Annotated in this window: 18 protein-coding genes; 10 read left to right on the top strand and 8 right to left on the bottom strand. The window is 42.2% G+C overall.

What is annotated here, in order from left to right:
• Window positions 1-252: 252 nt before the first annotated feature.
• The 5 genes from ACYQ3L_RS10735 to ACYQ3L_RS10715 all read right to left on the bottom strand — a co-directional run bounded on the left by ACYQ3L_RS10735 (window position 253) and on the right by ACYQ3L_RS10715 (window position 11,614).
• Window positions 253-3,678: a DUF1080 domain-containing protein gene (locus ACYQ3L_RS10735; RefSeq protein ID WP_379996021.1), complete on the bottom strand. Its 3,426-nt coding sequence runs from the start codon at window positions 3,676-3,678 to the stop codon at window positions 253-255.
• A gap of 35 nt (window positions 3,679-3,713) precedes the next feature.
• Window positions 3,714-4,970, bottom strand: a complete 1,257-nt coding sequence (locus ACYQ3L_RS10730; RefSeq protein ID WP_379996024.1) for a Gfo/Idh/MocA family oxidoreductase — start codon at window positions 4,968-4,970, stop codon at window positions 3,714-3,716.
• 126 nt (window positions 4,971-5,096) lie between these two features.
• Window positions 5,097-6,881 carry a RagB/SusD family nutrient uptake outer membrane protein gene (locus tag ACYQ3L_RS10725; protein ID WP_379996026.1) on the bottom strand — a complete coding sequence of 595 codons (1,785 nt, stop codon included), beginning with the start codon at window positions 6,879-6,881 and terminating at the stop codon, window positions 5,097-5,099.
• Between the two features lie 21 nt (window positions 6,882-6,902).
• Window positions 6,903-10,364, bottom strand: a complete 3,462-nt coding sequence (locus ACYQ3L_RS10720) for a TonB-dependent receptor (RefSeq protein WP_379996028.1) — start codon at window positions 10,362-10,364, stop codon at window positions 6,903-6,905.
• Window positions 10,365-10,582: 218 nt separating this feature from the next.
• Window positions 10,583-11,614, bottom strand: coding sequence for a FecR domain-containing protein (locus tag ACYQ3L_RS10715; RefSeq protein WP_379996030.1), 1,032 nt, complete (start codon window positions 11,612-11,614; stop codon window positions 10,583-10,585).
• A 126-nt stretch (window positions 11,615-11,740) separates the two neighbouring features.
• Between ACYQ3L_RS10715 and ACYQ3L_RS10710 the strand changes: the two genes are divergently transcribed.
• Both ACYQ3L_RS10710 and ACYQ3L_RS10705 read left to right on the top strand, forming a co-directional pair.
• Complete coding sequence (locus ACYQ3L_RS10710) at window positions 11,741-12,292, top strand: RNA polymerase sigma-70 factor (RefSeq protein ID WP_379996032.1); 552 nt, start codon at window positions 11,741-11,743, stop codon at window positions 12,290-12,292.
• Between the two features lie 338 nt (window positions 12,293-12,630).
• Window positions 12,631-13,278, top strand: a complete 648-nt coding sequence (locus ACYQ3L_RS10705; RefSeq protein WP_379996034.1) for a DUF1349 domain-containing protein — start codon at window positions 12,631-12,633, stop codon at window positions 13,276-13,278.
• Between the two features lie 34 nt (window positions 13,279-13,312).
• Here the strand turns inward: ACYQ3L_RS10705 and dprA are convergent, their stop codons facing one another.
• The 3 genes from dprA to ACYQ3L_RS10690 are packed head-to-tail and all read right to left on the bottom strand — an operon-like array spanning window position 13,313 to window position 16,467.
• On the bottom strand, window positions 13,313-14,434 hold the full coding sequence (gene dprA / locus ACYQ3L_RS10700) for a DNA-processing protein DprA (protein ID WP_379996036.1): 1,122 nt from the start codon (window positions 14,432-14,434) through the stop codon (window positions 13,313-13,315).
• Window positions 14,435-15,106, bottom strand: coding sequence for an ABC transporter ATP-binding protein (locus ACYQ3L_RS10695; protein WP_379996038.1), 672 nt, complete (start codon window positions 15,104-15,106; stop codon window positions 14,435-14,437).
• Window positions 15,107-15,147: 41 nt separating this feature from the next.
• Window positions 15,148-16,467: a UDP-glucose dehydrogenase family protein gene (locus ACYQ3L_RS10690; protein ID WP_379996040.1), complete on the bottom strand. Its 1,320-nt coding sequence runs from the start codon at window positions 16,465-16,467 to the stop codon at window positions 15,148-15,150.
• Between the two features lie 394 nt (window positions 16,468-16,861).
• Between ACYQ3L_RS10690 and ACYQ3L_RS10685 the strand changes: the two genes are divergently transcribed.
• From ACYQ3L_RS10685 to ACYQ3L_RS10650, 8 genes are all read left to right on the top strand, one after another.
• On the top strand, window positions 16,862-17,776 hold the full coding sequence (locus ACYQ3L_RS10685) for an AraC family transcriptional regulator (RefSeq protein ID WP_379996043.1): 915 nt from the start codon (window positions 16,862-16,864) through the stop codon (window positions 17,774-17,776).
• A 158-nt stretch (window positions 17,777-17,934) separates the two neighbouring features.
• The gene (gene rluF / locus ACYQ3L_RS10680) at window positions 17,935-18,963 is read left to right on the top strand and encodes a 23S rRNA pseudouridine(2604) synthase RluF (protein WP_379996045.1); all 1,029 of its coding nucleotides are present in this window, start codon (window positions 17,935-17,937) and stop codon (window positions 18,961-18,963) included.
• 227 nt (window positions 18,964-19,190) lie between these two features.
• The gene (locus tag ACYQ3L_RS10675) at window positions 19,191-19,694 is read left to right on the top strand and encodes an RNA polymerase sigma factor (RefSeq protein ID WP_379996047.1); all 504 of its coding nucleotides are present in this window, start codon (window positions 19,191-19,193) and stop codon (window positions 19,692-19,694) included.
• A complete protein-coding gene (locus ACYQ3L_RS10670) occupies window positions 19,684-20,283 on the top strand; it encodes a hypothetical protein (RefSeq protein ID WP_379996049.1) in 600 nt (199 codons plus the stop codon). Before ACYQ3L_RS10675 ends, ACYQ3L_RS10670 begins: the two co-directional genes overlap by 11 nt.
• 230 nt (window positions 20,284-20,513) lie before the next feature.
• A complete protein-coding gene (gene purL, locus ACYQ3L_RS10665) occupies window positions 20,514-24,209 on the top strand; it encodes a phosphoribosylformylglycinamidine synthase (protein WP_379996051.1) in 3,696 nt (1,231 codons plus the stop codon).
• Between the two features lie 66 nt (window positions 24,210-24,275).
• Complete coding sequence (locus ACYQ3L_RS10660) at window positions 24,276-25,751, top strand: G protein-coupled receptor family protein (RefSeq protein ID WP_379996054.1); 1,476 nt, start codon at window positions 24,276-24,278, stop codon at window positions 25,749-25,751.
• A gap of 4 nt (window positions 25,752-25,755) precedes the next feature.
• Window positions 25,756-26,169: an acyl-CoA thioesterase gene (locus ACYQ3L_RS10655; protein ID WP_379996056.1), complete on the top strand. Its 414-nt coding sequence runs from the start codon at window positions 25,756-25,758 to the stop codon at window positions 26,167-26,169.
• Between the two features lie 10 nt (window positions 26,170-26,179).
• Window positions 26,180-26,581, top strand: a complete 402-nt coding sequence (locus ACYQ3L_RS10650; protein ID WP_379996058.1) for an acyl-CoA thioesterase — start codon at window positions 26,180-26,182, stop codon at window positions 26,579-26,581.
• Window positions 26,582-26,588: the final 7 nt, after the last annotated feature.

Below are 26,588 nucleotides of genomic sequence, written 5' to 3'. Positions count from 1 at the left end.
TTTTCAAAAGGTTTTTTCTATTTTTTTAACAAATTTGAATATAAATAACGAGAAAGAGATTATCCGTCCAGCATTCCCATCGTTTGATGAAAAGTAACATACTCGCTATAAAATCACCTCTTATCAGGTCTGGGGCAACAGTGCCAGCTACCTCGCACTAAGTAAAATATGGCGTTCCATACAATATGGTAAAAGAGGTTGCCCGGGGATTATATCTACAGGCAACCCCTATATCTCATTCTATCAATAAGATTATTTCAATTCTTTAATCCTTATATTTCTGAATTTAACAGGCGAACCATGTCCCAAGAAACCTATATGCCCTTTCGGGTTAAACAAACCGGGATGCTGATGTCCGTCAGCTGTACCGTTTTTTGTTGCTTCTTTGATATCTCCATCAAGAATAACCTCTCCGTTCAAGGTAACCTTTATATGATTCCCATCGGCAATTATCTCTTCCTGATTCCATTCGTCCATAGGTTTAAAAACTGCACGCTTTGCTCCGATTATGCCATAGACGGACCCATGTACCTGCAACGGGGTAATATTTTTATAAACCGGATTATCATGATCCAGAATTTGAATTTCCATACCATGATAAGCTGCATCGACACCCATAGGGGTACGTATCCCCACGCCATTATTGGCTGCAGGTGTCAGCTGGAACTCGAAGCGGTAGATAAAGTTTCCGAACTCGTCCTTTGTATAGAGGTTTCCTCCATGACTACCTTTCGGATCGAGGGCTATACAACCCTCTTGTAACTGATAATCTACTGTATTGCCTGTCCATTCATGCATGTTAGTACCATCAAATAGTATTCTGAAACCTTCTTTTTTCTCTTCAGCAGATAGTTCAAAAGGTTTAGTTTTTTCAAGTTCCTTCACATAGATATTCCGGTAATATACCTTGCTGCCATGTGCCTGTAATTCTATTTGTTCTATAGGGAATACAGGCTGTTTCCTATCCCAGTAGTTTTCAAGGATAACATTATCGACGACCAGTTCACCGTTCAGCTTCACAGTTACACGGTCGCCAACCATTTTAATATAGAAAGTATTCCATTCTCCCAGCTTGTTATCTGCTAATTTCAACGGATCTTTCGGATTCTTCCCGTTATTATATAATCCTCCTGAACCCACCTGCGCACCAACATTCACCCTGTCAATATCCCATATCTGCACCTGTGGCGTTCCCCGAAGGTAAATACCCGCATCAGCTTCCAGGCCTGCAGGATCGAGGTTCCAGTCAATATACATTTCAAAGTCTCCATATTGCCTGACTGTACAAAGGTTTTCCCCTCCGACTCCATCAAAGGCAAGGATACCGTTACCAGCCTTCCAGTGGTCTGCCGCTACTTTATCGGCGACAGCTTGTTTTTTTGCCAGTTCCGCAGGTTTCATTTTTGCCCGGGCAATCGGATTTTCCACAATGCCTTTCCATCCGGTCAGGTCTTTACCGTTGAATATAGATATGAACCCTTCCTCTTTAGGCATTTCATTCAAATGTTTCCGTATAGCCTGTTTCTGATAGCCGGCATCAGGGTTGTCCAGTATGTTGATTACTTTATTAAGCAATTCTTCTACATTTTTACCGGTATATTGCTTGTTTGCCAAAGCAATGTTCATTACAGCTCCGGCAGCAGCCTGTTGCAATGACCTGTTATCCAGATATTGTCCAGACAGCAGCATTCCCAAATATGAACCCGTATTTCCCAAGCGGGAAAGAATTGTATTTTTCTGAGCATCCGTACGGGCTATTTCCATCGCATTCGTAAGGAACAGCCTTCTGTTTTCACCAGAGAGTTTAAGGTCTGAAACCAACTGTACATACCTGTTAATAGCGCGGTCGAAATACAGGATGTCTGACTGGTTTTTACAGATAGTAAGTAATTCGTCAGCTACATTGAGATCTTTCCAGTCGGATAGAGCTTGAAATGCGGCGTCTTTAGCCGCACCTTCTTCTTTGTTGAAACGGTCTACTATAATATCCAGAGCCTTCACATCACCGGTAGAAGCTAATACAGGGTAATACAAGTATTCTTGACCTTCAGCAGTCTGGTTCATACGTGCCAGAATAGTCTCGTATTGCTTTTCTTTCGGATAAGCTTGTAATGCACCAGCAATTGCCTGTTGTACAAACGTAACATTTTCAGGTTCGGCAGTTTCAAGGAGAGCATATAGCTTATTCAGGTCATTTGTGGAAACTACATCTTTAAGGGCAGTATAAGCGGCCTTTTTTACATCCTGAGAATTTGAATTCATCTGTTCGAGAACTGTAGCTGTATTTGCGGAAGATTTTCGTTCTGCCAGTAACTGCAGCCCGGCCATTTTTCCCACAGTATTGGCTCCCGCTATTACCGGGGCAACAGCCGATGAAATATCCCCTTTTGTCGAAGATAAGGCATTCTTAGCCATTTCGACGGTTTTCGGGTCAGCGTCGTTCAGTAAATAGGCAAGCGCCGCGACTGCTTTATGATCGGCTGTCTTAGTCAGTATATTTGCGGCTGATTTCTTTGTTTCAGGGCTGCCCGTTGTCAGATATCCGATAGCAGTTTCATTTATCAGCAGTTGTATAGCGGCGCGTTTATCCTGTGAATCACATTCCTGCCCCAGCCAGTTCAGGATATCCAACCGGACTTCAGGCCTCGCTTTTTTCAGGGATTTTATCAGCTCGCCATACATGTAGCTGTCCGCATAGTCGGAAGCAAATGTTAACGCCGCATATCTGTAATTACGATTACTATCTTTCAATGCATTCAGTACCAGCTTCATAGCATCGGCAGGTTTTATCTTCATCAGTATCTCCAGGGCCGCTTCACGGGTTTGTACCTGTCCGGCTTTTTCCGCTTTTTTCATCAGGCCGGTCGCGGCTTTTTCCGCTTCTTTGGTATCACCCTGGGACAATACCCGTTTGATAAGGGCTATGTAAGCTTCATTGCCTCCATCTTTCCGCATTGTATAATTATCCTTTTCGGCAGCAGATGCCAAATCCGGCAAAGATGCCTTCGAACCTGCCTTACTCAGGGCATACAGAACCGTTTTCCTTTTGTCGGGATTGGTTGTATCCAATAAGCGCTTCAATGTGTCTTCTGCATCAGCTATCTTTAATTTGGCCACGGCTAGGATAATACTTTCGGCCGATTCATCGTTGGTGGATGCGCTCAAAGCGTTCAGCAGAGCCTTTTGGGATGAAGGAGTATTAATAGCTGAAAGCGCTGATGCTGCAGAACCACTTAACGATTCGTTGTCCAGATAAGTGGAAAGCTTGGCGACAGCTTCATCTTTTCCTATCAATTCGAGCTGGCGGATAATAAAAGCTTTGATCTCCCGGTCAAAGACCATATCCAGAGCTTTTACATAGGCATTTGATGTAATCAGCCTTTGTGCTTCCATTCCATCAGCCGATACATAGTGTGAAAGTCCGCTCAGCGCGTATTCTATCTGAGAATTAGTTCCTTTTCCCGGAGGATTCATCATCTTGACCAAAAGCAAGACACCTTCCTCTCCGGTCGAGGCCAGATCTTTTATCTGGTTATAATATTGTTTGGTTTGTTGGGCAGGCATTTGCGCCAGAACATCAGCGACAATGGTTTTGGTTGTCCTGTTGGCCGGATATTGTGCAAATAACATACCCGAACAAAGCAACAGTATGCCGAGTAATGAATATATTCTTTTCATGATTATACGATTATCTTGTTTGTTTTTATTATTGGTTAAATATTCCACGGAGCACGTATTGGCTGATCCAGCAGACGGTTAGCAGCGGCATCATTGATAAACTCCAATTTCACAGGGTCGAAATGTAACGTACGGTTCAGCCTTAAAGCTACAATTCCTAAATTAACAATTGTGGCTGAACGGAATCCGTTTTGTTCATTCAGTGCAAATTGTTTGCGGGTTCTTACACTTTCTATAAAATCGGTTACCTGTTCTTCCGGTTCCGGGTAATCTGCCAGCTTCTTCTCCCAGTTTGGAATATCACAAACAAAATTCTTATATACATTACCGTTAGGCCCTGATATATATGGTGTGTCGGGATTACCATAATCGCCACCCCATAGTACGATCTGGCAGCCATCATCATAAGTATATGTGATGGAACGCCATGTACCTATAGCATCGGGATGTTGTTGTGGAGCATCCACTTCTACTTTTACAGGGCTGGTATGATCTTTACCCAGGAAATATTGTACAGGATCAATGTAATGCTGTCCCATATCTCCCAAACCTCCTCCGTCGTAATCCCAATACCCACGGAATGTTTGATGCACACGATGACTGTTGTAAGGTTTGAAAGGAGCAGGGCCAAGCCACATATTATAATCCAGCTCGGCAGGAATAGCCTCCGGTTGAAGGTTTTCTTTTCCCACCCAGAAGAACTTCCAGTCGAAGCCTGTATGTTTACTTATAGTTACTTTTAGCGGCCAACCCAGCATACCACTCTGTACAAGTTTTTTCAGCGGCCGTACCGGGGTACCCAGCCCGTAGAAGTTATCCGCAAAACGGAACCATGTGTTCAGGCGGAATTTCGATCCGTATTGCTTCACGGCTTCCATTACACGCTTTCCTTCGCCGATAGTACGGGTCATCGGTTTTTCACACCAGATATCCTTCCCGGCCTTCGCCGCTTCTACAGACATGATGCCATGCCAGTGAGGAGGTGTCGCAATATGGACAATGTCCACATTCTTATCTAATATTAAATCGCGAAAATCATGATAGGCAGCTATTCTATCTTTTACAAGCTGTTTGCCTAGTTCCAAATGCCTCCGATCCACATCACAGACAGCAACCAATCGTGTACCCGCATACTTTAAATGTCCGCGTCCCATACTTCCTGTACCGATAATACCTTTGGTCAACTGGTCGCTGGGTGCGATAAAGCCATTACCCATCACATGACGGGGAATAATGGTCAGGGCGGCGGCACTCCCTAAAATTTTTAAAAAATCTCTCCTGTTTGTTTCCATAATATAAAAAAAATATCGAAATGGTTTTTAATCTTTAATTCACTGTAATTACATGATTACCCCCGGTTATGCTGATATGCCATCATACTATAACCGGGGATAAATCCTTATTAAATACATTTCTAATTATTCCAGTGCCGGATTAAATGTCCCTCCCCAAGTATTATTTTGCTCCAGATTTTCATTTTCATCCAAAACGGTCTGTTGAAGAGGAAAGAAATAAAATGACTCTTCAACTACAAAAGTATTTTCTGCATTCGGATTATAAGGTACCCGTTGCTTTACGTATCTGAAATTGTCCGGAGTCAACTCAAAGTTCGCCGCTTTTTCCTTAGCTATATTGATAGGCATATCTGTTCCGTCCGGATTGATGGCGATACTCTCAAGTCCGTATTTTTGCAGCCTACTCAGTATCATCATATTACGGGTACGTCGCAAATCCCAGAAACGGTGTCCTTCGAAACAGAACTCAATATTACGTTCGTCAAGAATAATCTGACGCAATTGTTCGCGTGTCGGCGATGCCGGCAGTCCATAGTTTCCATCTCCGGCTTCAATACCGGCCCTTTTACGGATTTCTTTCAACATCTCTACCGTCACATCTAAATGTCCTGTCTCATTGGCAGCTTCTGCATAAATCATCATCAGTTCGGCAAAACGCATCTTGATACAATCGACACTGTATTGATCGGTTATATCCGGTGTCAGTGACAGGTCTAAAGCTTTACGAACATAAAAGCCGGACATGACATCATTTTTAGTTGTAGTAGCTCCCCCTGAATTCGGATTAGTACCATATGCATCTGCATCATCGGCCAGCCCTAATGCTGTATATTGACGATAACCGGCAGGCATACCCGCTACAGGAAGTGCCTGTCCGGAACATAGAACAGAACTGTAAAACCTGGGATCTCTGTTTTTCCAGAAATTTTGCATTAAATCATTTTCCGAGCTTACATAATATTTTCCACCGGGATCGTTAAATTTCTTCCCGTCAGCCATTGGAAAGGCCTTAACCATATCCCAGGTAGGCGTACGTTGTATTTGTCCGGTACTTAACGATTGCGGACGAAGGTACCAGTCCCAAGAACCGGTTTTATTTGGGTATTCATTGATAACCGCAAACAGTACTTCGGTACCGCCTTCTTTCAGGAAAATGTCATCATAGTTTGAGGTTAGGGCGCTACCATGGTCTTTAGCCCAGTCATAAGCTTCTTTGGCAGCATTGTATGCATCCGACCAATACAAATTTGTATAAGGAGATTTCGGATTGAACTGCGGCGATGCCTTGTATAGTAATACTTTGGCTTTAAAGGCTTTTGCATAGGTCTTGTCTATACGTCCGTAATCATTGGAAGATGCCGGGATTTTGTCCGGTAAGCCATTATTTATAGCATCGTTCAGATCCTGGATAATAAAATCATAACATTCGGCGGTCGTATTCCTCTTCACATAGAGATCATCCTTATCTTTGTCTTGCGGAACTTTGATATAAGGCACCCCTCCGTGATAAATAACCATTTCAAAATATACATATGCGCGCATAAACAATACCTGTGCGATAAGAGACTGCTTCACATTTCCGGAAAGATCGCCTTGATCGAGACTTTGAATAGCTTCATTGATTTTGCGGATAACCGTATAATTCCATTTCTTATAGCCACTGCCGGAAATCGTAATTACGTTCGCATAAAAAGGCATACCGGTAAGTTGTTCCGAGTTTTGGTCCGCCCCTGTATCCCAATTAGTGAACACCGTGGCATAGAGGTTAGTCACATATGCAGTGGCCAGTACCTCATCGTTCCATACTTTATTGGCATCATAGTCCGACAGGTTCTCAATGTCCAATGTATCGCAACTCAAAAGAAAGGATACGAGAAAACAATTTATAATGATAAAAAACTTTTTCATAATATATTTCTTTTTAGGTAGTTAGAATGAGAAATTTAATCCGATTGTAAACGTTTTCATTAAAGGATATGAATCGTAATAAGCCTGTTCCGGATCCATCAGTTCATTAACTTCGGAAATCGAAAATAGATTTGTTCCATTGAAGAACACTTGCGCCGAGGTCAGACCAACCGGGCTTAGCACTGTCTTGGGAATCGAGTATCCGATATTCAGGTTTTTGAGACGGATATAAGCTCCGTTCCTTTTCCAGAAGGTGGAGTAACCTACACCTGATTCGTACCAGCTCGAACCCACTACACGCGGGTATTTGCCGGCCGGATTTTCAGGAGTCCATACATCAGGACTCGTCCAGATCGGAAAATAAGGACGGTTGTCTCCTCCGTGTTGGTAGAAACCGGCATCAACACCCGACATAAACTTATCGTAGTTGCCTACTCCCTGAAAATGTGCGGACAAAGTAAAGCCATTCCATGAAATCTCACCTCCGAAACCGTAGTTAATACGCGGTGTTGCATTGTCGGACAGCAGATTATACTGGTCGTTAACGTCAATTTTCCCGTCAGGTCCCAGCGAATAGCCATCGCCGCGTGTATCTGCATATAGAATACCTCCCAGATACGGGTCACGGCCATACTGTTTGAAGCCTTTTGCCTTTAACTCATCCACTTGCTCCTGTGTACGGATCAGATCGATAGCGATAAGTCCTGTTTGGCGCCCACTGGATAAGCCCACTTGTGACAAATCCTGTAAATTCCCGGTCTTGTAAACAGCCGATTCATCCAGTACATCCCATCGGTCTTTGGCATATCCTATGTTGGCATATACCGAATACTGTATTTTACCTCCTGCAGCTTTATCCCTCCAGTTAGCTGTAAATTCGCCGCCTCTCCACGAGCGTTCCGCATAGTTTTCGGGAGCTAAGGATTGCCCGTAAGTACTGGGCAATTTAAGTGTTCTCGAGCCAAGTATGTCTGTTTCCTTCCGGTAGAATGCATCTATGGTAGCAGACAGCCTATGATTAAGGAAGCCCACATCAACCCCTGCATTATAAGTAGTAGAAGTTGCCCATGTCAGGTCCGGATTCGGTGTGGCCCCCGATACAATACCTTGCAGGTAAGATGAACCGAATATATAAGAACTGCCCGAAACATACTTCGGCAAGTATGAAAATGGTGTGATTTTCACGTTATTAACATTCAGATCATTACCAGTTGTACCATATGATAAACGAAGTTTCAGGTCGCTCAACCAATCGCGGGTAGATTCCATAAAGCTTTCCTGATTAATACGCCATGCAGCCGAGACAGAAGGGAAAAATCCCCAGCGTTTACCGGGAGCGAACAGCGTGTTCCCGTCATAACGGAAAGAGAATTCCGCGATATACTTCTGGGCATAATTATAGTTGAAACGGCCAATCCATGACAGGTGAGCGCCTGCATACTCTTCAGCATCGCCGTATCTTTTCTCCGTATCGCTGGAAAAGGCAAACATCTGGTCAATATATGTCAATGGGTTTTCGCCTTTTGCATAAACGTATTCACCACCATTGGATGCCTGCTCGAACACCGCCATAGCGGACACTGTGTGTTTACCGAAATTCCGGTCATAGTTGAGGAACCAATTGAACTGCTGGCTGTATAAGGTTCTCATGCCATATTGCAAACTCTCGGTTGTATTGAAAGTAAAAATACTGTACTTGGTCTTATCTAGGGGAGCAGGCAAAAAACGGTTGCCTGCGGGGTCAGCGCGCTGAAATACGTAATTCTTCTGGAAAGTCAGGAATTTCTTACGCATATAGTCATCGCCGGTATAATTGTACAGCACTTTTGTAGATAATCCCGGGGTAACTGCCCCCAGATCTATGTTAAATGTGAGCGTCCCGTTTATATTACGTTTCCGGGTTTTGACATAACGATTGCCTATTACCTGATCCACAGGATTCCAACCAGTCCATGACCCTATTTCGGGACGTATGGGATAGTCTGTTATTTTGTTGGCTGGTGTTCCATCTTCATACGAGTAGAAAGGCAGTGTCCTCATGGCATTAAAGGTACAGCGGTACATATCGTACACATCCTGACTGTCGTCAGGTGACCCCGGCCAATAAAACCTCTTGCCGTCAGTCTGGTAAGCCGATAAATTGAGGTTGACCGAGATCGCCCTGGATAATTTGGCAGTCAGGTTGGAACGGACATTATATTTGTCGTTTTTCAGGTTGACATATGATCCTTCTTCTTTCATATAACCTGTCATGACGTAGTACTGGAACTTGTCGCTCCCCCCTGTTACGCTCATTGAATGTTTCGTATTCCACGGATTTTGCCATATCCAGTCATTAACATTGTAATCGCGGTTTTCAAAATACGCAAATTCTTCAGGCCCGTTGGATAGTACCCGCCCTTTAAATTCTGCGACGCGATTTTGATAGATCAATTCATCAGTAGCAGTAAACAAATCGCTGAATAAAGTCTTGGTCGGTTTACTGAATGAGTAGGTTCCCTGATAGTCAAACTTAGGCTTGGCGACCTGGGCATCTCCTCTTTTGGTGGTAACCAGTACAACACCATTACCGGCGGATGTACCGTAAATGGAAGCGGTGGCCGCATCTTTCAGGAAACTCATCTGATCTACTTCGGTAGCTTCCAACGCATCGAAAGCTTCTTTGTTCGAAATCACGCCATCTATGACAAACAGGGGTTCGTCAAACCCGCCACGTATCCGAATACTGCTAGTGGCGCCAATCAGTCCCGAATTGCCGACAATCGTCACACCGGGTGCGCGTCCGGCCAAAGTATTTGAAAGGTTGGAGGTTGGAATGCTGGTCAGTTCATTAGCTTTTACATTTGTAATAGCGCCTGTCAGGTTCACTTTTTTCTGAACACCATAACCTACAACTACAACCTCATCCAAGTTTTGCAAGTTTTCCTGCATAATAACCTGAATATCGGATTTTCCTTTAACAGGTATTTCCTGACTTATATATCCCAAGTAAGAAATCTGTAACACGGCATTGTCTTCTACCGACAATCTAAATCTACCATCTGTGTCGGTAAATACTCCGTTCGTAGTCCCTTTTTCCCGCACACTGGCGCCGATAATAGCTTCACCATGTACATCTTTGACTATACCCGTAACGGCATGTCCTGCTTGCCCGGGAGAGACGGATAATGTAGACGCCATAGAACCGGGCATCAGCACGATTTGCCTGTCGATGATGCGGTATCTAATATCTGTATTCTTTAATAGTTTATTGAGTACCTGATCTATGCTTTCTTTGTTAACAGAAATATTATCAACAGTTTTGTTCAGAGCAATTGATTTATCCAGGATCAAAAAGGAAAATTCCGTTTCTTCTTCTATTTTATCTAATATACTCTCTATAGTTGTGTCCTTCAAGGAAAACGAGAGAGAGACGGATTGTGCATATGAGTTCTCCGCGCTGAGTTGAAGCACGGCGAACAGTAATATTATACATACTCTCATTCTTCGACTGATTTTAAAATAATTTGAAATAATAACTCCAAATATTCTTTTGTTTTTCATATTTTTATAGTGAATTTTAGTCAACATTGATTTTGGACCCATCATGTCCAAAATGATTAAGTTCTCCTGACAAGGGTAAGTGGCTGCTTACCCTTGTTTTTTTAGTATCAGATTAGTATTCCTTCCCCATAGGCATTCTATTTTATAAGTTGTCAGTATTATTTTAGCCATACATCGATTCGCTGTCTGGCCAGTGTAGAATCTGTATTCTGTACCGGCGTGCTGAGTTTCCATTTTATAGGGGCGGCAGCTTCCAGATACGTAAATATTTGTTGGATCGTTTCGTCTGTAAAAGTAACACGTGCGCTATATACTTCCGACCGGTTATACTTGTCGTGTAATATGATGTCCACATTATAGCGACGGCCCAACTGATGGAAGACTTCACTCAACCGGGCATTCCGGAAGACTATTTTCCCGTCTTTCCACGCCAGTTTCTCGTATAGGTTTATCCGGCTGACGGTTATCTTGCGGGTTATTTCGTCATACACAGCCTGCTCGCCGGGACGAAGTTTGGTCTCCATCCGGTCTGCTGCAAACATACTCACACTTCCCTCCGCAAGAATAGCCTGAATCTTACTATTTTCAGTATTTACATTGAAATGGGTGCCATAAGCCATTATTTTAGTACCGGAAACGGTTGTTACAAAAAAAGGATGTTTCTTGTCTGATTGGACCTCAAAATATCCTTCGCCGATCAGCGTTACTTCCCGTATATCTCCTTCGAACGAATTGGGGTAACGAAGGGTGGAACCGGCATTGAGCCATACTTTCGAATGATCGGGCAGCTCAAAGCGGGAGATTGAGCCAGGGGCTGCCGTAATTTCGGCATATACCGTTCCGGACGGCAATTTTTGGAAAGCCATATAGCCAAACACAGCGGAAGAAAGTAGTAATGGCAGGAATAATATGGCCGCTGCACGTGATATTATATGACGGATTATGGCACGTTTCCTGCGTTTCTTTATGGTTCGGAAGACTTGCCGGAATCCTTCAGCGGTATCGTATGACTGCAATTCGCGAATGTTTTTTTCGACCGATACGGCATGGGCGACAATCTCCAATTCTTCCGCGGCCGAAGGATGGTTCGCTATAAAGCCGTCTACCTGTTGCCGTTCTTCGGGTGTCGCTGTACCATTGCAATAACGGTAGAAAAGTTCTTCTTTACCTTCAAAATTCTGTTCATCCATTCTTTATACTTTATAAAATATGATATATAAATAAGACAATCTTATTAGAAAAAAGTGCCAACTTTTTTTAACTTTGTCAATATTTATTTAGCGTATTCACATGAAATGAATATATCCTCGCATATCTTGGACCTGGATCAACTGCTAGAGAAGGTAGTAAACCTTGACGATGAAAAAGCGTTTGAACAATTGTTCCAACTTTTTTATTCGCCGTTACAAAATTATGCCAAAAGATATATTCACAATCAATCGGTATATGAAGATATCGTCCAAGAGGTATTTGTTTCGTTGTGGGAGAACAGGAAAACACTACATATTGTATCAGTACGTAATTATTTGCTTGTTTCGGTACGTAATCACTGCCTCAATTTCTTGAAAAAAGAAGGGCTTACCTACCGATATCAGGAGTTCGTCTTAAAAACGGCCTCTCAAAAAAATAACGAAGATCTCTATTTATTGACCGAACTTTACGAAATGTTGGATAAAGCGCTTGCTAAACTTCCGGAAACATATCGCATGATATTTGAAAAGCACCGTATTGAAAAAATGTCATATGAAGATATAGCTGAAGAACTTCACATTTCTGTCCGTACCGCCAAGAGGTATAAATGTTATGTAATGGATGTACTAAAGAAGGAACTGAAAGATTATCTAACTCTCATGATGCTTATAATTTGAAACTGAGACATTTGGTATCCGGGGGATAGAGAAATACTATAATGAAAAGAGAATAAAAGATTATGTCATTGCAGATCGTTTATGGCATTGTTAGAAGAACTAAAGTCTTCTTGACATTATAGATTCAGGAACTGTCTCTGGAAATATTGTAATATGTGGAAAATAAATCTATATTTTCAGGAGGAAATATTATTCATTCATACCTGCAGCGCCTGTGTCTTACTATATAGGGCAAAAGGTTACTACGCAACACACGGGGAACGTCCGAGCGAACAGGGACCGGACTGGAAATATCCCAAAATATCGGCTATAAACATAAATTAAAATAGGACAACAGGATGAAAAAAATTATCATTTGCCTTCTGGCAATTATCTCAGTTCAGTTAGCAATGGCCCAAAGCCTTGAAAAGATGCAATGGTTCAACGAACCCGAAAAATGGGAAGTGAAGAATAATACATTAAGTATGTTCGTTACCCCGCAAAGTGATTACTGGCGCATCTCACATTATGGTTTCACGGTAGATGACGCACCTTTTTACTATGCAACCTATGGCGGCGAATTCGAAGTGAAAGTAAAAATCACAGGCGATTACAAGGCCCGTTTCGACCAGATGGGATTAATGCTTCGTATAGACCACGAAAATTACATAAAAGCAGGTGTGGAATTTGTTGATGAGAAGTTTAACCTGAGCACCGTTGTCACTCACAAGACAAGCGACTGGAGCGTTATCACGCTGGATAATACCCCACCCTATGTATGGATTAAAGCAGTAAGAAGACTCGATGCCGTGGAAGTATTCTATTCCTTCGACGACAAAACATATACAATGATGCGTAACGCTCATCTACAGGATAACATCCCCGTTATGGTGGGGCTAATGGCAGCATGTCCGGACGGGAAAGGCTTCGATGCCAAATTTGAAAACTTCAAAGTAACACATCTACCGGATCAGCGGCGTTTGCAATGGCTAAAGAATAATCAATAATGAAATGGGGGCGATAATATTCGTCCCTTATTATTTAGCTAAGGGCATACATATTCCCCGGCAGATTCTTTATCAGCCCTTTCATTTCCAACTCCAGAAGGGTGGTAAATAATTGATAGGCGGGAATGTTCAGTTCTCTGGCCAGCTGGTCTATATGGAGTGACTCTATTGTTGCCAGCTTATCTGTGACGGCCTGTTCTTCATCTGTAAGAATTACAAACAGGTTTTGCTGACGCGGCATTTTTTTCTTTTTCTGAGATTCATCGTCCCAACCCATTTGCTGGAGGAAATATTCTGCCGATTGGAACAGATCGGCTTTGTGCGAAGCTATCAGCTTATTGCACCCGCGCGAATACCTGTCCGACATCCGGCCGGGTACAGCGAATATATCTTTACAGTATGAGCCGGCAATCTCAGCAGTTATCAGCGAACCTCCTTTTTCGTCCGATTCCACGACTATAAGAGCATCTGCCAGACCTGCCACAATACGGTTCCGGCGAACAAAGTTATAACGGTCAGGTTCGGTCTTGCCCGGAAAATCGGAAAGCAAGCCTCCTTTTTCCAACATCTCTATCGCGGTTTGCCTGTGTACAGCAGGATAAATCATATCCAGACCGTGTGCCAGCACTCCCACCGTAGGCAGGTTATATTTAAGAGCCGCCCTGTGCGCATGTATATCTATCCCATAAGCAAGGCCGCTGATAATAAGAGTACCGGGCAATACACCTGATATCTTTTCTAAAAATGTATCGCAAAAGCTATTGCCATAATTCGTTGAATTGCGGGTACCGACAATGCTTATAATCTTATCTGCGTTAAAATCAGCTTTTCCTTTGAAATAAAAGAGCACCGGAGCGTCAGCACAATCTTTCAGACGGTGAGGATAATCCTTATCACTGATAAAATAGGTAGAAATACCATTCTTTTCTACAAATTCCAGTTCCTTCTCCGCCTTATTCAATACTTCCGGATTTAATATCTCCCCTACCAGTTTGGACGGAAGCCCCTGAATACTTAATAACGATTTCCTGCCCGACCTGAATATTTCTTCTTCGTCACCCACCACCTGCAGCAGATTACGCGCGGTAATATCCCCTACTCCCAATATGCGGGTAAGGGCGATCTGATAAAGACGTTTATCAGCAGATATACTCATTTATAAAATTTCAGGCTGATTTTCCAATATCATACCATCTTTCATATGAATGGTACGGTCTGTTATAGAAGCCAGATGTTCATCGTGAGTCACGATAACAAAAGTCTGACCAAGTGTATCACGCAGTTTGAAAAACAGTTGGTGTAGTTCATCTTTATTTTCAGTATCCAGACTACCTGACGGCTCATCCGCAAGTATCACTGCCGGATCGTTAATCAGCGCGCGCGCAACGGCCACCCGCTGTTTTTCCCCCCCCGACAATTCATTTGGCTTATGTTCCATACGGGACGATAAGCCGAGCATATCGAGAAGTTCTTTCGCTTTGGCTTTGGCCTGCGATTCTTTTACTTTACCGATAAGAGCCGGAATCATTACATTTTCCAATGCCGTAAATTCCGGTAATAGCTGGTGAAACTGAAATACAAATCCGATATTCTTATTGCGGAAATCCGAAAGACGGGAATCGTTGAACCTGCTCAGGTTCTCATTCTTAACATAAACAGTTCCGCTATCGGCTTTGTCCAGTGTTCCCATGATTTGCAACAGAGTAGTTTTTCCCGCACCACTAGCTCCCACTATAGAGATGATCTCACCTTTTTCTACACGTAAGTCAATCCCTTTCAACACTTTCAGGGAGCCAAAGCTTTTAGTTATTCCTTCTACTGCAATCATTTTATATCGAATTTGCTAATTCCCGAATCTGCTTATTATAATCAGATGCCTATCCCGAAATAATCGAAACCTGCATCGTTCATTTCCTGTTTATTATAGATATTACGCCCGTCAAAAACAACAGGTTTATTCATCGTTTTCTTAATAACTTCCCATGTCGGCAGGCGGAATTCGTTCCATTCTGTTACCATCAGGATAGCATCAGCATCAAGGGTCGCATCATAAATATCTTTGGCATATACGATAGTATCGCCTGGTTTATGAAGCCTTGCTTCTTCCATAGCCACAGGGTCATAAGCCCTTACTTTACCTCCTGCCTTTAATATCTTATCTATCAACACAAGAGACGGAGCTTCGCGCATATCATCTGTTTTTGGTTTGAAAGCTAATCCCCATACAGCGATGGTTTTCCCTTTGATATCCCCGTTATAATATTTCATCAGTTTATCAAAAAGGATATTTTTCTGACGTTCATTCACATTTTCCACAGCCTCAAGTATTTCCATTTTGTACCCGAGCTTATTAGCTGTTTTAATAATCGCTTTTACATCCTTAGGAAAACAACTTCCTCCATATCCACAGCCCGAATACAAAAATTTGGAACCGATACGGGCATCCGAACCAATACCCTTACGCACCATATTTACATCCGCACCTACAATTTCGCAAAGATTCGCTATATCGTTCATAAAGCTGATACGTGTGGCAAGCATGGCATTAGCTGCATACTTAATCATCTCCGCAGAAGGAATATCCGTATAAATTATACGGTAATTATTCAGGGTAAATGGTTTATATAGTTTTTCCATCAGTTTTTGAGCTTCTTCCGTCTCCACTCCGACAACCACACGGTCAGGCTGCATAAAGTCCGTAATAGCGGCCCCTTCTTTCAGAAATTCAGGATTTGAAGCCACATCGAATTTCAAATCGGACAAACCTCTTTTATCCAATTCTTCACGTATAGTCTTTTTTACCAATTTAGCTGTGCCCACCGGTACAGTGCTTTTGGTAACGATCACCATATATTTATTCAGGTTCCTTCCTACTGTACGAGCTACCTCAAGCACATATTTAAGGTCTGCGCTGCCATCCTCATCCGGAGGCGTCCCCACAGCTGAAAATACAATATTAACATCGTTCAGTATTACGCTCAGGTCGGTAGTAAAATGCAAACGTCCGGCTTTATGGTTACGTTCTACCATTTCATCCAGTCCAGGTTCAAAAATGGGTATAATTCCATTTTTCAGGTTCTCAATTTTCTTCTGGTCTATATCTACACAATAGACTTCTGTACCCATTTCAGCAAAACAGGTTCCTGTGACAAGACCGACATAACCTGTACCAACAATTGCGATTTTCATTAATGATAAATTTTATTTTGCGTTTTATAAATACTTGTGATAATATACGAACTTAATCTGTTTGACTTTCTGGCACAAAGATAATACATTTTTAGTAAATCCGTACGCATTATAATTAATGTACAAATTTGACCGGAAAACTCAAAGATTATCAAATTTGTATATATTTTTCTTGCAACTTATAACTTAATTTTAAAAAAAATGCCTGTATGGTTCCGATATTTCAACAGTTGTTCCCTGCGATAAAAATTGATTGTGACATTGGTTTGATGTTGGTTTAGCGAATGTAAAAATATAATCTTTATATAGATGAAAAACCCTTCCATTTTTCAAGAACATGGAAAATATCATTATCTTAGCAGGTCAAAACCAACGTTATTTAATCGGAACAATCATGGAAAACATTGAGATAGCCGAGGGTTTCAAAGGAGAGAAAGCCATCGTTACGCCCTATAACATAAGGGAATATCAGGAATCGAACGAAATAACCAGACAATTATATGTAACCCACATCGGTTATTACCCGGATGCAAAATATCATTTTCGGCAAAGAATGGAAGGAACTAATGAGAATATCCTCATCTATTGTGAAAAAGGTAAAGGATGGATTGAATGCAAGGATGAAAAGTATATCCTTTCAGGAAATCAGGCATTTATCATTCCGGCGGGTGAAAGCCATAGTTATGGGGCAGACAGTCACAATCCCTGGAGTATATACTGGATACACTTCAACGGAAAAAATGTGCATATGTTCAGTTCTATCATCGGGAAACACCTGATTATAAAAGAGTCTGACAACAGCAGATATAACGACCGTATCACTTTATTTGAAGACATGTATCAGAATCTGGAAATGGGATATAATCCTGAAAACCTCGAATATATCAGTTTCTGCCTGATGCACTTTCTGGCTTCCCTTAAATATCTTACCCAGTTCAGGGAAATTAAAAATGTGAAAGTAGACGATGTGATACAGCAATGCATCCACTATATGAAAGATAATCTTGAAAACAAGATAACCTTGAAAGATATTGCCGATGCTGTAGGCTATTCAAGTTCTCATTTCACTACATTATTCTCCCAGAGAACTTCTTTTTCGCCTATGGTATATTATAACCAGCTGAAGATACAGAGAGCATGTTCTTTTCTCCAGTTCTCAGACCTAAAAATCAAAGAAATAGCTTTCCGGCTGGGATATTATGACCCGTTCCATTTTTCCAATTCCTTCATCAAGGAAATGGAAATAACTCCGAAAGAATACAGGAGAAAATACCAGGAGAACAAAAGGGACAACATAAAAGACATTTAAAATAATCAACAACTAAACGGCTAACAGCTAAAATATCATAAATAAAGGTTTCAAATACTGATCTGCATTATCAATGAATATTCCATCAAACAGAAATAAACAAAAACAAATTAATTATCTTTGCGCGAAATCATTACCCTACATCACATAAATTAGAAATGGAATATAGACTAAATAAATATATCAGCAACTCCGGATTTTGTTCCAGACGTGAAGCCGACCGCTTTATAGAAGAGGGCCGTGTAACTATCAACGGTAAACGCGCCCAAGTGGGAATGCGAGTTCTTCCGGGACAAAAAGTGAAAGTAAACGGAGAACTTATCATAAACAAAATCGAGCCGGTATACATCGCTTTCAACAAGCCGGTAGGCATCGTCAGTACTACCGATCCGCAGGAAAGAGATAATATCATCAATTTCATACGGCACGAACAACGGATATTCCCCATCGGACGACTGGACAAAGATTCTCAGGGACTGATCCTGTTAACCAATGATGGTGATATCGTGAATAAAATACTGCGGGCCGGAAATAACCATAAGAAAGATTACCTCGTAAAAGTGAACCGCCCTATTACCAAAGACTTCCTTACACGCATGGCACAGGGTGTCCCCATACTTGACCGCGTCACCCGCCGATGCGAAATTGTAGAAATAAACCCCTATATGTTCCGCATATCGCTTATACAAGGACTAAACAGGCAGATCAGGCGCATGTGCGAATATTTCGACTATGAAGTTCTTAAACTCGAACGCATACAGATAATGAATATCAAGCTAGGTGATCTGGGACAGGGAAACTGGCGCAACCTGACACACGCCGAACTGGAAGGCCTATTCGATTTGCTGGAAAACTCCGAAAAAACAGAGACAAATAAGGCTTCGAGCAATAAAGCCTTTAACAAAGCCCTTGAAGAATTTGATATAAAAACCGACTACAGGAAAGCCAGCATTGCCGCTAAGTACGGAAAGACCAATAAAACGGATAAACCGGGTAATACAAATAAGAAAATGTCGAGTACCCCTTCTGCGCCCTCCGAAGAAAATGAGAATAAGGTAAAACCTAAACGAAGAGGTAAACCGGCCAGCGGACTACGTGTAGGCAAGCAGAAAGTTGCCGCCAACAAACCGAAAGGTGGTCCGAAACCAAAAGCGAAAAATCAATCTAAAAAGAAACCTCTGAAATAGGATTTTCAATTCTTATTTTTCTCAGAGTCTGAATTCTAAATCTCCGCTAAATAAAATCCTTTTTAATTTGGCAGAGATTTAGAATTCAGTTTTTTTTGTGAATCCGAAACGGATAAAAAATAAATAGACAATAGATAATCGATTATAATATTCAAGACAAATATTGTATTTTTTGTAATAAATCCAGGTTGAGTCCGACTATATAGTAACAATGAATATTTTTGGTAATGGAATCACTCAAAAAAGATTTCCTTGAAATTCTTTCCAACTATCAGGGAATCATACATAAAATTTGCCTTGTGTATTTCCGAACAGAGACCGACAGGCAGGATAATTTTCAAGAGGTCGTTTATCAGCTATGGCGATCTTTTCCCAAGTTGGAAGACAAAAGAAAGATAGGTTCGTGGATGTACAATGTAGCCATCAACACCTCTATCTCAAAGATACGTACCGACAGCCGTTTTATCACACAGGAGTCTTTTCCGGATTCGCAACAGGGAGTCGACCCTCACAAGGGAATGGATAAAAAAGAAGATATGGAAATATTACTCGAAGCTATCCACCGGCTCAACGACCTCGACAAATCGCTGATGCTACTCTACCTCGAAGAACGCAGTTATGAAGAGATTGCCGAAATACTCGGCATATCGAAGTCGAACGTTGGAACACGGATAAACAGGGCAAAGAATGAATTGAAAATCCAATTAAATAGATTAAGTCATGGAAGATAGTACATTAAAAGATTTCTGGAAATCAGAAATAGACAGCAAAGTAAGCAGTTATACAAAAGATGAACTAAACGAGATATTATTGGCCAAGGCCAGAACTTCGATACGCAAATTCTACCCTCTCGATACCCTGCCATTTATAGCGGTGGCATTTTTGCTGTATTTGGTATTATCGGCTGTAAGCCGTTTACATGATCCTCTTTTTGTAATAGGCAATACGATCCTTGCAGTCTCAATGATTGCGACATATATATCCAAGATTATATCGTTCTCTAAAATGAACAAATACACCCCTAATCAACCGTTGAAAACATGGCTCAAATACAGAATAGATATTTTGGAGAAATCGTCATATTCATTATCAAATCAGTTTGTTCCTCCGGTCGTTTTTATACTTACGCTGACTTCTGTCAATGTATATATAGCAAACAGGCCTTACCTGGAATTCCTTCTGTCTCCCGAATTCTTTACAGCCCTGCTCGTAGGTACTTTTGCCGGGGTTCCTCTGGCTTATCTCATAGCCCGAAAAAACAGGAATAATCGGATAAAGAATCTGTATAACCTCAGGAAATTATATCAGCAAATAGACTAGGAAAATAAAATGCTGCAGAAGGATACGAAGAGCCTGTTTAAATTTTATATATATAAAGTTTAAACAGGCTCTAAAAGCAATATGGATTTATTTGTCATATATTAAAATAAATCTGTTCGGCAATCAAAAATTAATAAGCGTTCACTATCTATATTTATATTATTTTATAATTCTTTTCACTACCTTTGTATGCCTATTAAAAAGTCAATTTATTAACTTGAAATACAAATATGGTTTCCTTCTTTCAAACCCCTTCCAAGAACATCATTGCTGTTCAAACAAACTCAAGTCTTAACGCCGATTTCATCCAACGTCTCACATGGGCATTCAGTGGTGCAACATTGCTCGAAGCAGAAAATATCCCGGGCTTTTTTGTTGGTCCGCGCCGCGAAATGATTACCCCGTGGAGTACCAATGCAGTGGAAATCACGCAGAATATGGGTATCGACGGAATCATGCGTATCGAGGAATTTTTTCCGGTAGATACAAGCGACGCGAAACATGACCCTATGCTTCAACGTATCTATGACGGGCTGGATCAGGAAGTATTCAAGATTTACAAACAACCTGAACCGATCATCGAAATAGATGATATAGAAGCCTACAATCAGCAGGAAGGCCTTGCCCTCAGTGAAGATGAAATAGAATATCTGAACGAAGTAAGCAAAAGACTCAACAGGAAACTAACCGACAGTGAAGTATTCGGATTCTCGCAGGTAAATTCGGAACATTGCCGCCATAAAATTTTCAACGGCACATTTATCATCGACGGAGAAGAGAAGGAAAGTTCACTTTTCAAATTAATAAAGAAAACATCCCAGATAAATCCTAACAAGCTGGTATCCGCATACAAAGACAATGTAGCCTTCAGCCAGGGACCGGAAATAGAACAATTTGCACCGGAAAAAGGAGAAGAACCCAGCCTTTATCAGAAAAAATCAATCAAATCTGTTATCTCCTTAAAAGCTGAAACCCATAACTTCCCTACCACCGTAGAGCCTTTCAACGGCGCTGCTACCGGTTCGGGAGGTGAGATCCGTGACCGTCTGGGCGGAGGAAAGGCATCCCTGCCAATCGCGGGAACCGCCGTATATATGACATCCTACCCGCGTACAAAAGCAGGGAAGGCATGGGAAGAAACTATGCCGGAACGCCCCTGGCTATACCAGACACCGGAAGAAATACTGATAAAAGCATCGAACGGGGCATCCGATTTCGGGAACAAATTCGGACAACCTCTTATCTGCGGCTCATTGCTTACATTCGAACATCAGGAAAATCAAAAGAAATTTGCATACGATAAAGTAATCATGCTGGCCGGCGGTGTCGGCTTTGCGAACAAACGCGATGCGTTGAAAGGCGAACCTGAACCGGGCGAAAAAGTAGTTATCCTCGGAGGAGACAACTATCGTATCGGTATGGGTGGAGGCGCTGTATCATCTGTAGACACAGGACAATACTCAAGTGGTATAGAACTGAACGCTGTGCAACGCGCCAATCCCGAGATGCAGAAACGTACCGCGAATGTGATACGCGCTCTGGCAGAATCGGACAACAACCCGATCGTATCCATCCACGACCACGGGGCAGGAGGACATCTAAACTGCCTATCGGAGCTGGTAGAAGTTACCGGAGGAAAAATAGACATATCAAAACTGCCGATTGGCGACCCTACCTTATCGTCAAAAGAAATTGTAGGAAATGAAAGTCAGGAGCGTATGGGCTTGCTTATACCTGCCGATGCGGCCGAAAGAATTAAACGCATTGCGGAACGCGAACGTTCTCCGATGTATGTTGTCGGAGAAACCACTAACGACATGAAGTTTGTATTTGAACAAGCAGACGGGAAGCGTCCTATCGACCTCAAACTGGAAGACTTTTTCGGAAAAGCGCCGAAAACAATCATGCGCGACGAGACAATTGAAGAAGTTTATACAAATCCGGAATACGATCTGTCCAAACTGGAAGAATATATCAAGAACGTGCTACAGCTGGAAGCCGTTGCCTGCAAAGACTGGCTGACAAATAAAGTAGACCGCTCGGTAACAGGCAAGGTTGCACGCCAGCAGACACAGGGAGAAATCCAGTTGCCATTAAGCGACCTTGGAGCGGTAGCCCTCGATTATAAAGGGAAGACTGGTATAGCAACATCTATCGGCCATGCACCGCAGGCTGCGATGGTAGACCCGGCAGCAGGTTCTGTGCTGGCAATAGCCGAATCGTTGACAAACATCATCTTTGCACCGATCGAAGATGGACTGAAAGGCATTTCATTGAGCGCAAACTGGATGTGGCCTTGTAAGAATCCGGGAGAAGACGCAAGATTATATAAAGCAGTAGAGGCCTGTTCGGAATTTGCCTGCGAACTGGGAATAAATATTCCGACAGGTAAAGACTCTCTGTCGATGACACAGAAATATGGAGATGACAAAGTATATTCACCGGGTACGGTAATTATATCGGCTGCGGGTGAGGTGAAGAATATCCGCAAGATCGTATCTCCGGTGCTGGCATATATCAAAGGAACTTATCTTTATTACATCGACTTTTCTTTCGATACGTTCAAACTCGGAGGCTCCGCCTTTGCTCAGACAATGAGTAAGCTCGGTGAAGAAGTACCGACAGTAAAAGACCCGGAATATTTCAAGAATGCATTCAACGCTGTACAGGAACTGATAGACAGGGGACTGATACTTGCAGGACACGATATATCTGCCGGAGGACTTATTACCGCTATGCTGGAAATGTGCTTTGCCAATCCGCAGGGAGGGCTTGAAGCCCGCCTTGACAAACTGCATCATGCTGATCTGATCAAAGTATTATTCTCAGAAAATCCGGGTATCCTTATTCAGGTGAAACATCACCACCTGGTAGAAAAAATACTGGATGATTACGGCATCGGCTTCGCCATTGTTGCCCGCCCTATCGAAGAGCGCAAATTTGTTATCCAAAAAGATACTTTCAGTCAGGAATTCAATATAGACGAACTGCGTGATGTATGGTTCGAACCGTCATACCTTCTCGACAGGAAGCAAAGCACCGAAAAACTAGCATTGCAACGTTTCGAAAATTACAAGAAGCAACCGCTTCAATTCAAATTCAACCCTTCGTTTACAGGTAAATTCGCTCAATACGGTATCGACCCTGACAGAACTACCCCAACAGGGCTGAAAGCTGCTGTTATACGCGAAAAAGGCACGAACAGCGAACGGGAGATGGCTTATTCCCTGCATCTCGCAGGGTTCGACGTAAGGGATGTGCATATGACCGACCTTGCTTCGGGACGTGAAACCCTGGAAGATATCAACCTGATAGTATTCTGCGGAGGATTCTCTAACTCAGACGTACTTGGTTCGGCGAAGGGATGGGCCGGAAGTTTCATATACAACGATAAGGCAAAAGAAACCCTTCGTAAATACTACGAACGCAAAGATACACTGAGCCTCGGAGTCTGTAACGGTTGCCAGTTGATGATGGAACTGGATCTCATCTATCCGGAACATGACAGGCATCCGAAAATGGAACACAACACATCTCATAAATTCGAATCGACTTATGTAAGCGTTGAAATTCCGCAAAACAATTCAGTGATGCTGGGTTCACTGTCAGGCAGCAAACTGGGTATCTGGTCGGTACACGGCGAAGGACGCTTTGCTATGCCAAAGGCAGAGTCCGAATATAATGTAGTTGCCAAATATATATACAGTGAATATCCGGGAAACCCTAACGGTTCCGATTACAATATTACGGGAGTTGTGTCGAAAGACGGACGCCATCTGGCAATGATGCCTCATCTCGAACGCTCTCTCTTCACTTGGCAGTGCGGCCACCATCCTTTCGAACATCGTAAGGATGACTTTACTCCCTGGATGGAAGCATTCGTGAATGCCAGGGAGTGGGTGAAAAAAGTGAAAAATGAGAAGTGAGAAATCAGAAGATACATATATTAAACAGGCATGGGTCAACAGCCCGTGCCTTTTATCCTTATTCCAATGACTAAAAACAACGATACATCAAATTCCATCTTTATGTTCCTGAAAGCGAAAGAGCAAAGGACAGACTGGATTATACTGATAGTAAGTTGTATAATCGGATATATCGTACTAAAAACATGTTATCCTTATCCTGCTACAATTTCCGATTCCGGTACTTATGTACATGCGGCAGCTGAAGATATGTTTACATTCTATCGCCCGTTCGGATACTCGTACTTCCTGCAGATAGTGCACGCGATATCTCCGGGTATCCATGCAGTATTTATTGTGCAAACAATCCTATATTTCTTTTCCGTTGCAGCTTTTTCTTTTGTATTGAAATATGTAATTCCGCCTGTAAGTTCTGTTTTCTGGCGGATTTTGTTATTTTTGTTTGTTTTCAGCCCTGTCGCATTCTACATGTCGAATGCTCTGATGAGCGATCTGCTGTTTGCCGTGATGATTTATTTCATGCTGGCATCATTCATTTACTATATCAGGACAAAAGGCCCTGCCGCACTTTGCCTGTTCCTTATCTCATTGTTTTTCGCTTTGCATATCCGCTATTCGGCCATTATGTTCCCTCCACTGTTTATATGCTTTTTCTTTATGGTAAAAGGAAAGATGCGCTGGATAGGAATAGCTGCAACCCTGGCTGTTACGCTTATTTTTTACAATCAGGTAAAAAGAGAGATGCATAAGACAACAGGGTTCGACCAATTTTCGACCGGATTCGATGGATGGCAGCTGGCAAATAACGCGATGCATGCCGTACCTTATATAGACCTGAAACCTGAAAAGATAAAAGACCCCGAAATGAGGATATTGCATCAGTACATGCTGACACAGACAGATGTAATAAAAGAACGGACGAAAGACGGAACGGAAGCCGTTGCCGCATTTATGTGGATAAACGACCTACCTCTGAAGCAGTTCATGTTCTCATATATCCAACAGACCGGACAAGGATATTCACCTTCGTGGATATGGCTGGGAAGCCGCAATTACAAAGAATATGGCACTTATATCATTAGCCACTATCCTTTGCAGTTTGCACGATACTATTATCTGCCGAACAGTAAGGAAGTATTCTATCCCGCCCACCACGAAATCATCGGAAAATATTATCCGATAAATATGAAAAACGTATTGGAATGGTACAAAATTCCCGAAAACACCAATCTGGATGCCAGATACACTATTTATAGTGATTATTTAGATAAACCGATAACAATATCATACCTCACCGCATGGCTCATTATCGCCGTAGCCGCAGTACTTTCCATAATATGGAGAAAACATCTGGAATGGGGAGAAAACGAGCGTAAGATATTCTGGATAATCGTTGCTGCCGGAATACTATATTATGCTGCTACTGTATTTGCCAGCCCCGTTTCCACACGGTTCTGGATACCGATGAATGCTATATTCTTCGGGGTGGCATACATATTGTATAACCGGATAATGGCGTATAAAAAAATAAAGAAGATATAAAACAATGAATAAGACATCTATATACGAATATAAAATGAAAGTTCGCGACTACGAATGCGATGCGCAAGGCATAGTGAATAACGCTAACTACCAGCATTATTACGAAGTAGTCCGCCACGAATTTCTGGAGCAACACGGGTTGAACTTCTACGAGTTGCATGAGCAAGGTATCGATGCTGTAGTAGTAAGTGTCTATATACGGTACAAACATTCCCTGCGCGGAGCCAATGATTTTATCTGTACTGTCGATTCCATCGAAAAAGATGGTATCCGTTATATTTTCAACCAGAAAATCATTCGGCTGAAAGACAATAAAGCTTGTTCGACAGCGAGGGTAGAAACAGCCTGTATGGTAAACGGAAAAGTGGGAAAACCTGAATTATTCGATAAAGCTCTCGGACATTTGCTAACCAGCTAATCACAAAACTATGGCTCTGACTTTTGAAAACAATATGAAAGTACGCGACTACGAATGTGACTCGCAGGGCGTGGTCAATAATGCTATCTATCTGCATTATTTCGAAGCTACCCGCCACGAACTGATGGAAAGATGCGGCCTGCGATTGCGCGATCTTACAGAGGCTAATATCATCCCCGTCGTACGGAATGCCAATATCAGCTACAAAAGTTCCCTCCGCGGCTCAGAATGCTTCATTTGTACTGTCAACATAGATAGGAAAGGGGTCAGGTATTATTTCCGTCAACAAATAATCCGTGTGCCCGACAACACTTTATGCGCTAGTGCTGTTATAGAGGTAGTGTGTTTAATGGATGGTAAAGTTTCCACGCCGGATATGTTCGATAAAGCTTTTGCAGACTATATAAAATAATATACTA

This window comes from Dysgonomonas termitidis, from assembly GCF_054657735.1.
Note: the sequence above shows the minus strand (reverse complement) of the source record. Positions and strands in the feature narration are given on the sequence as shown.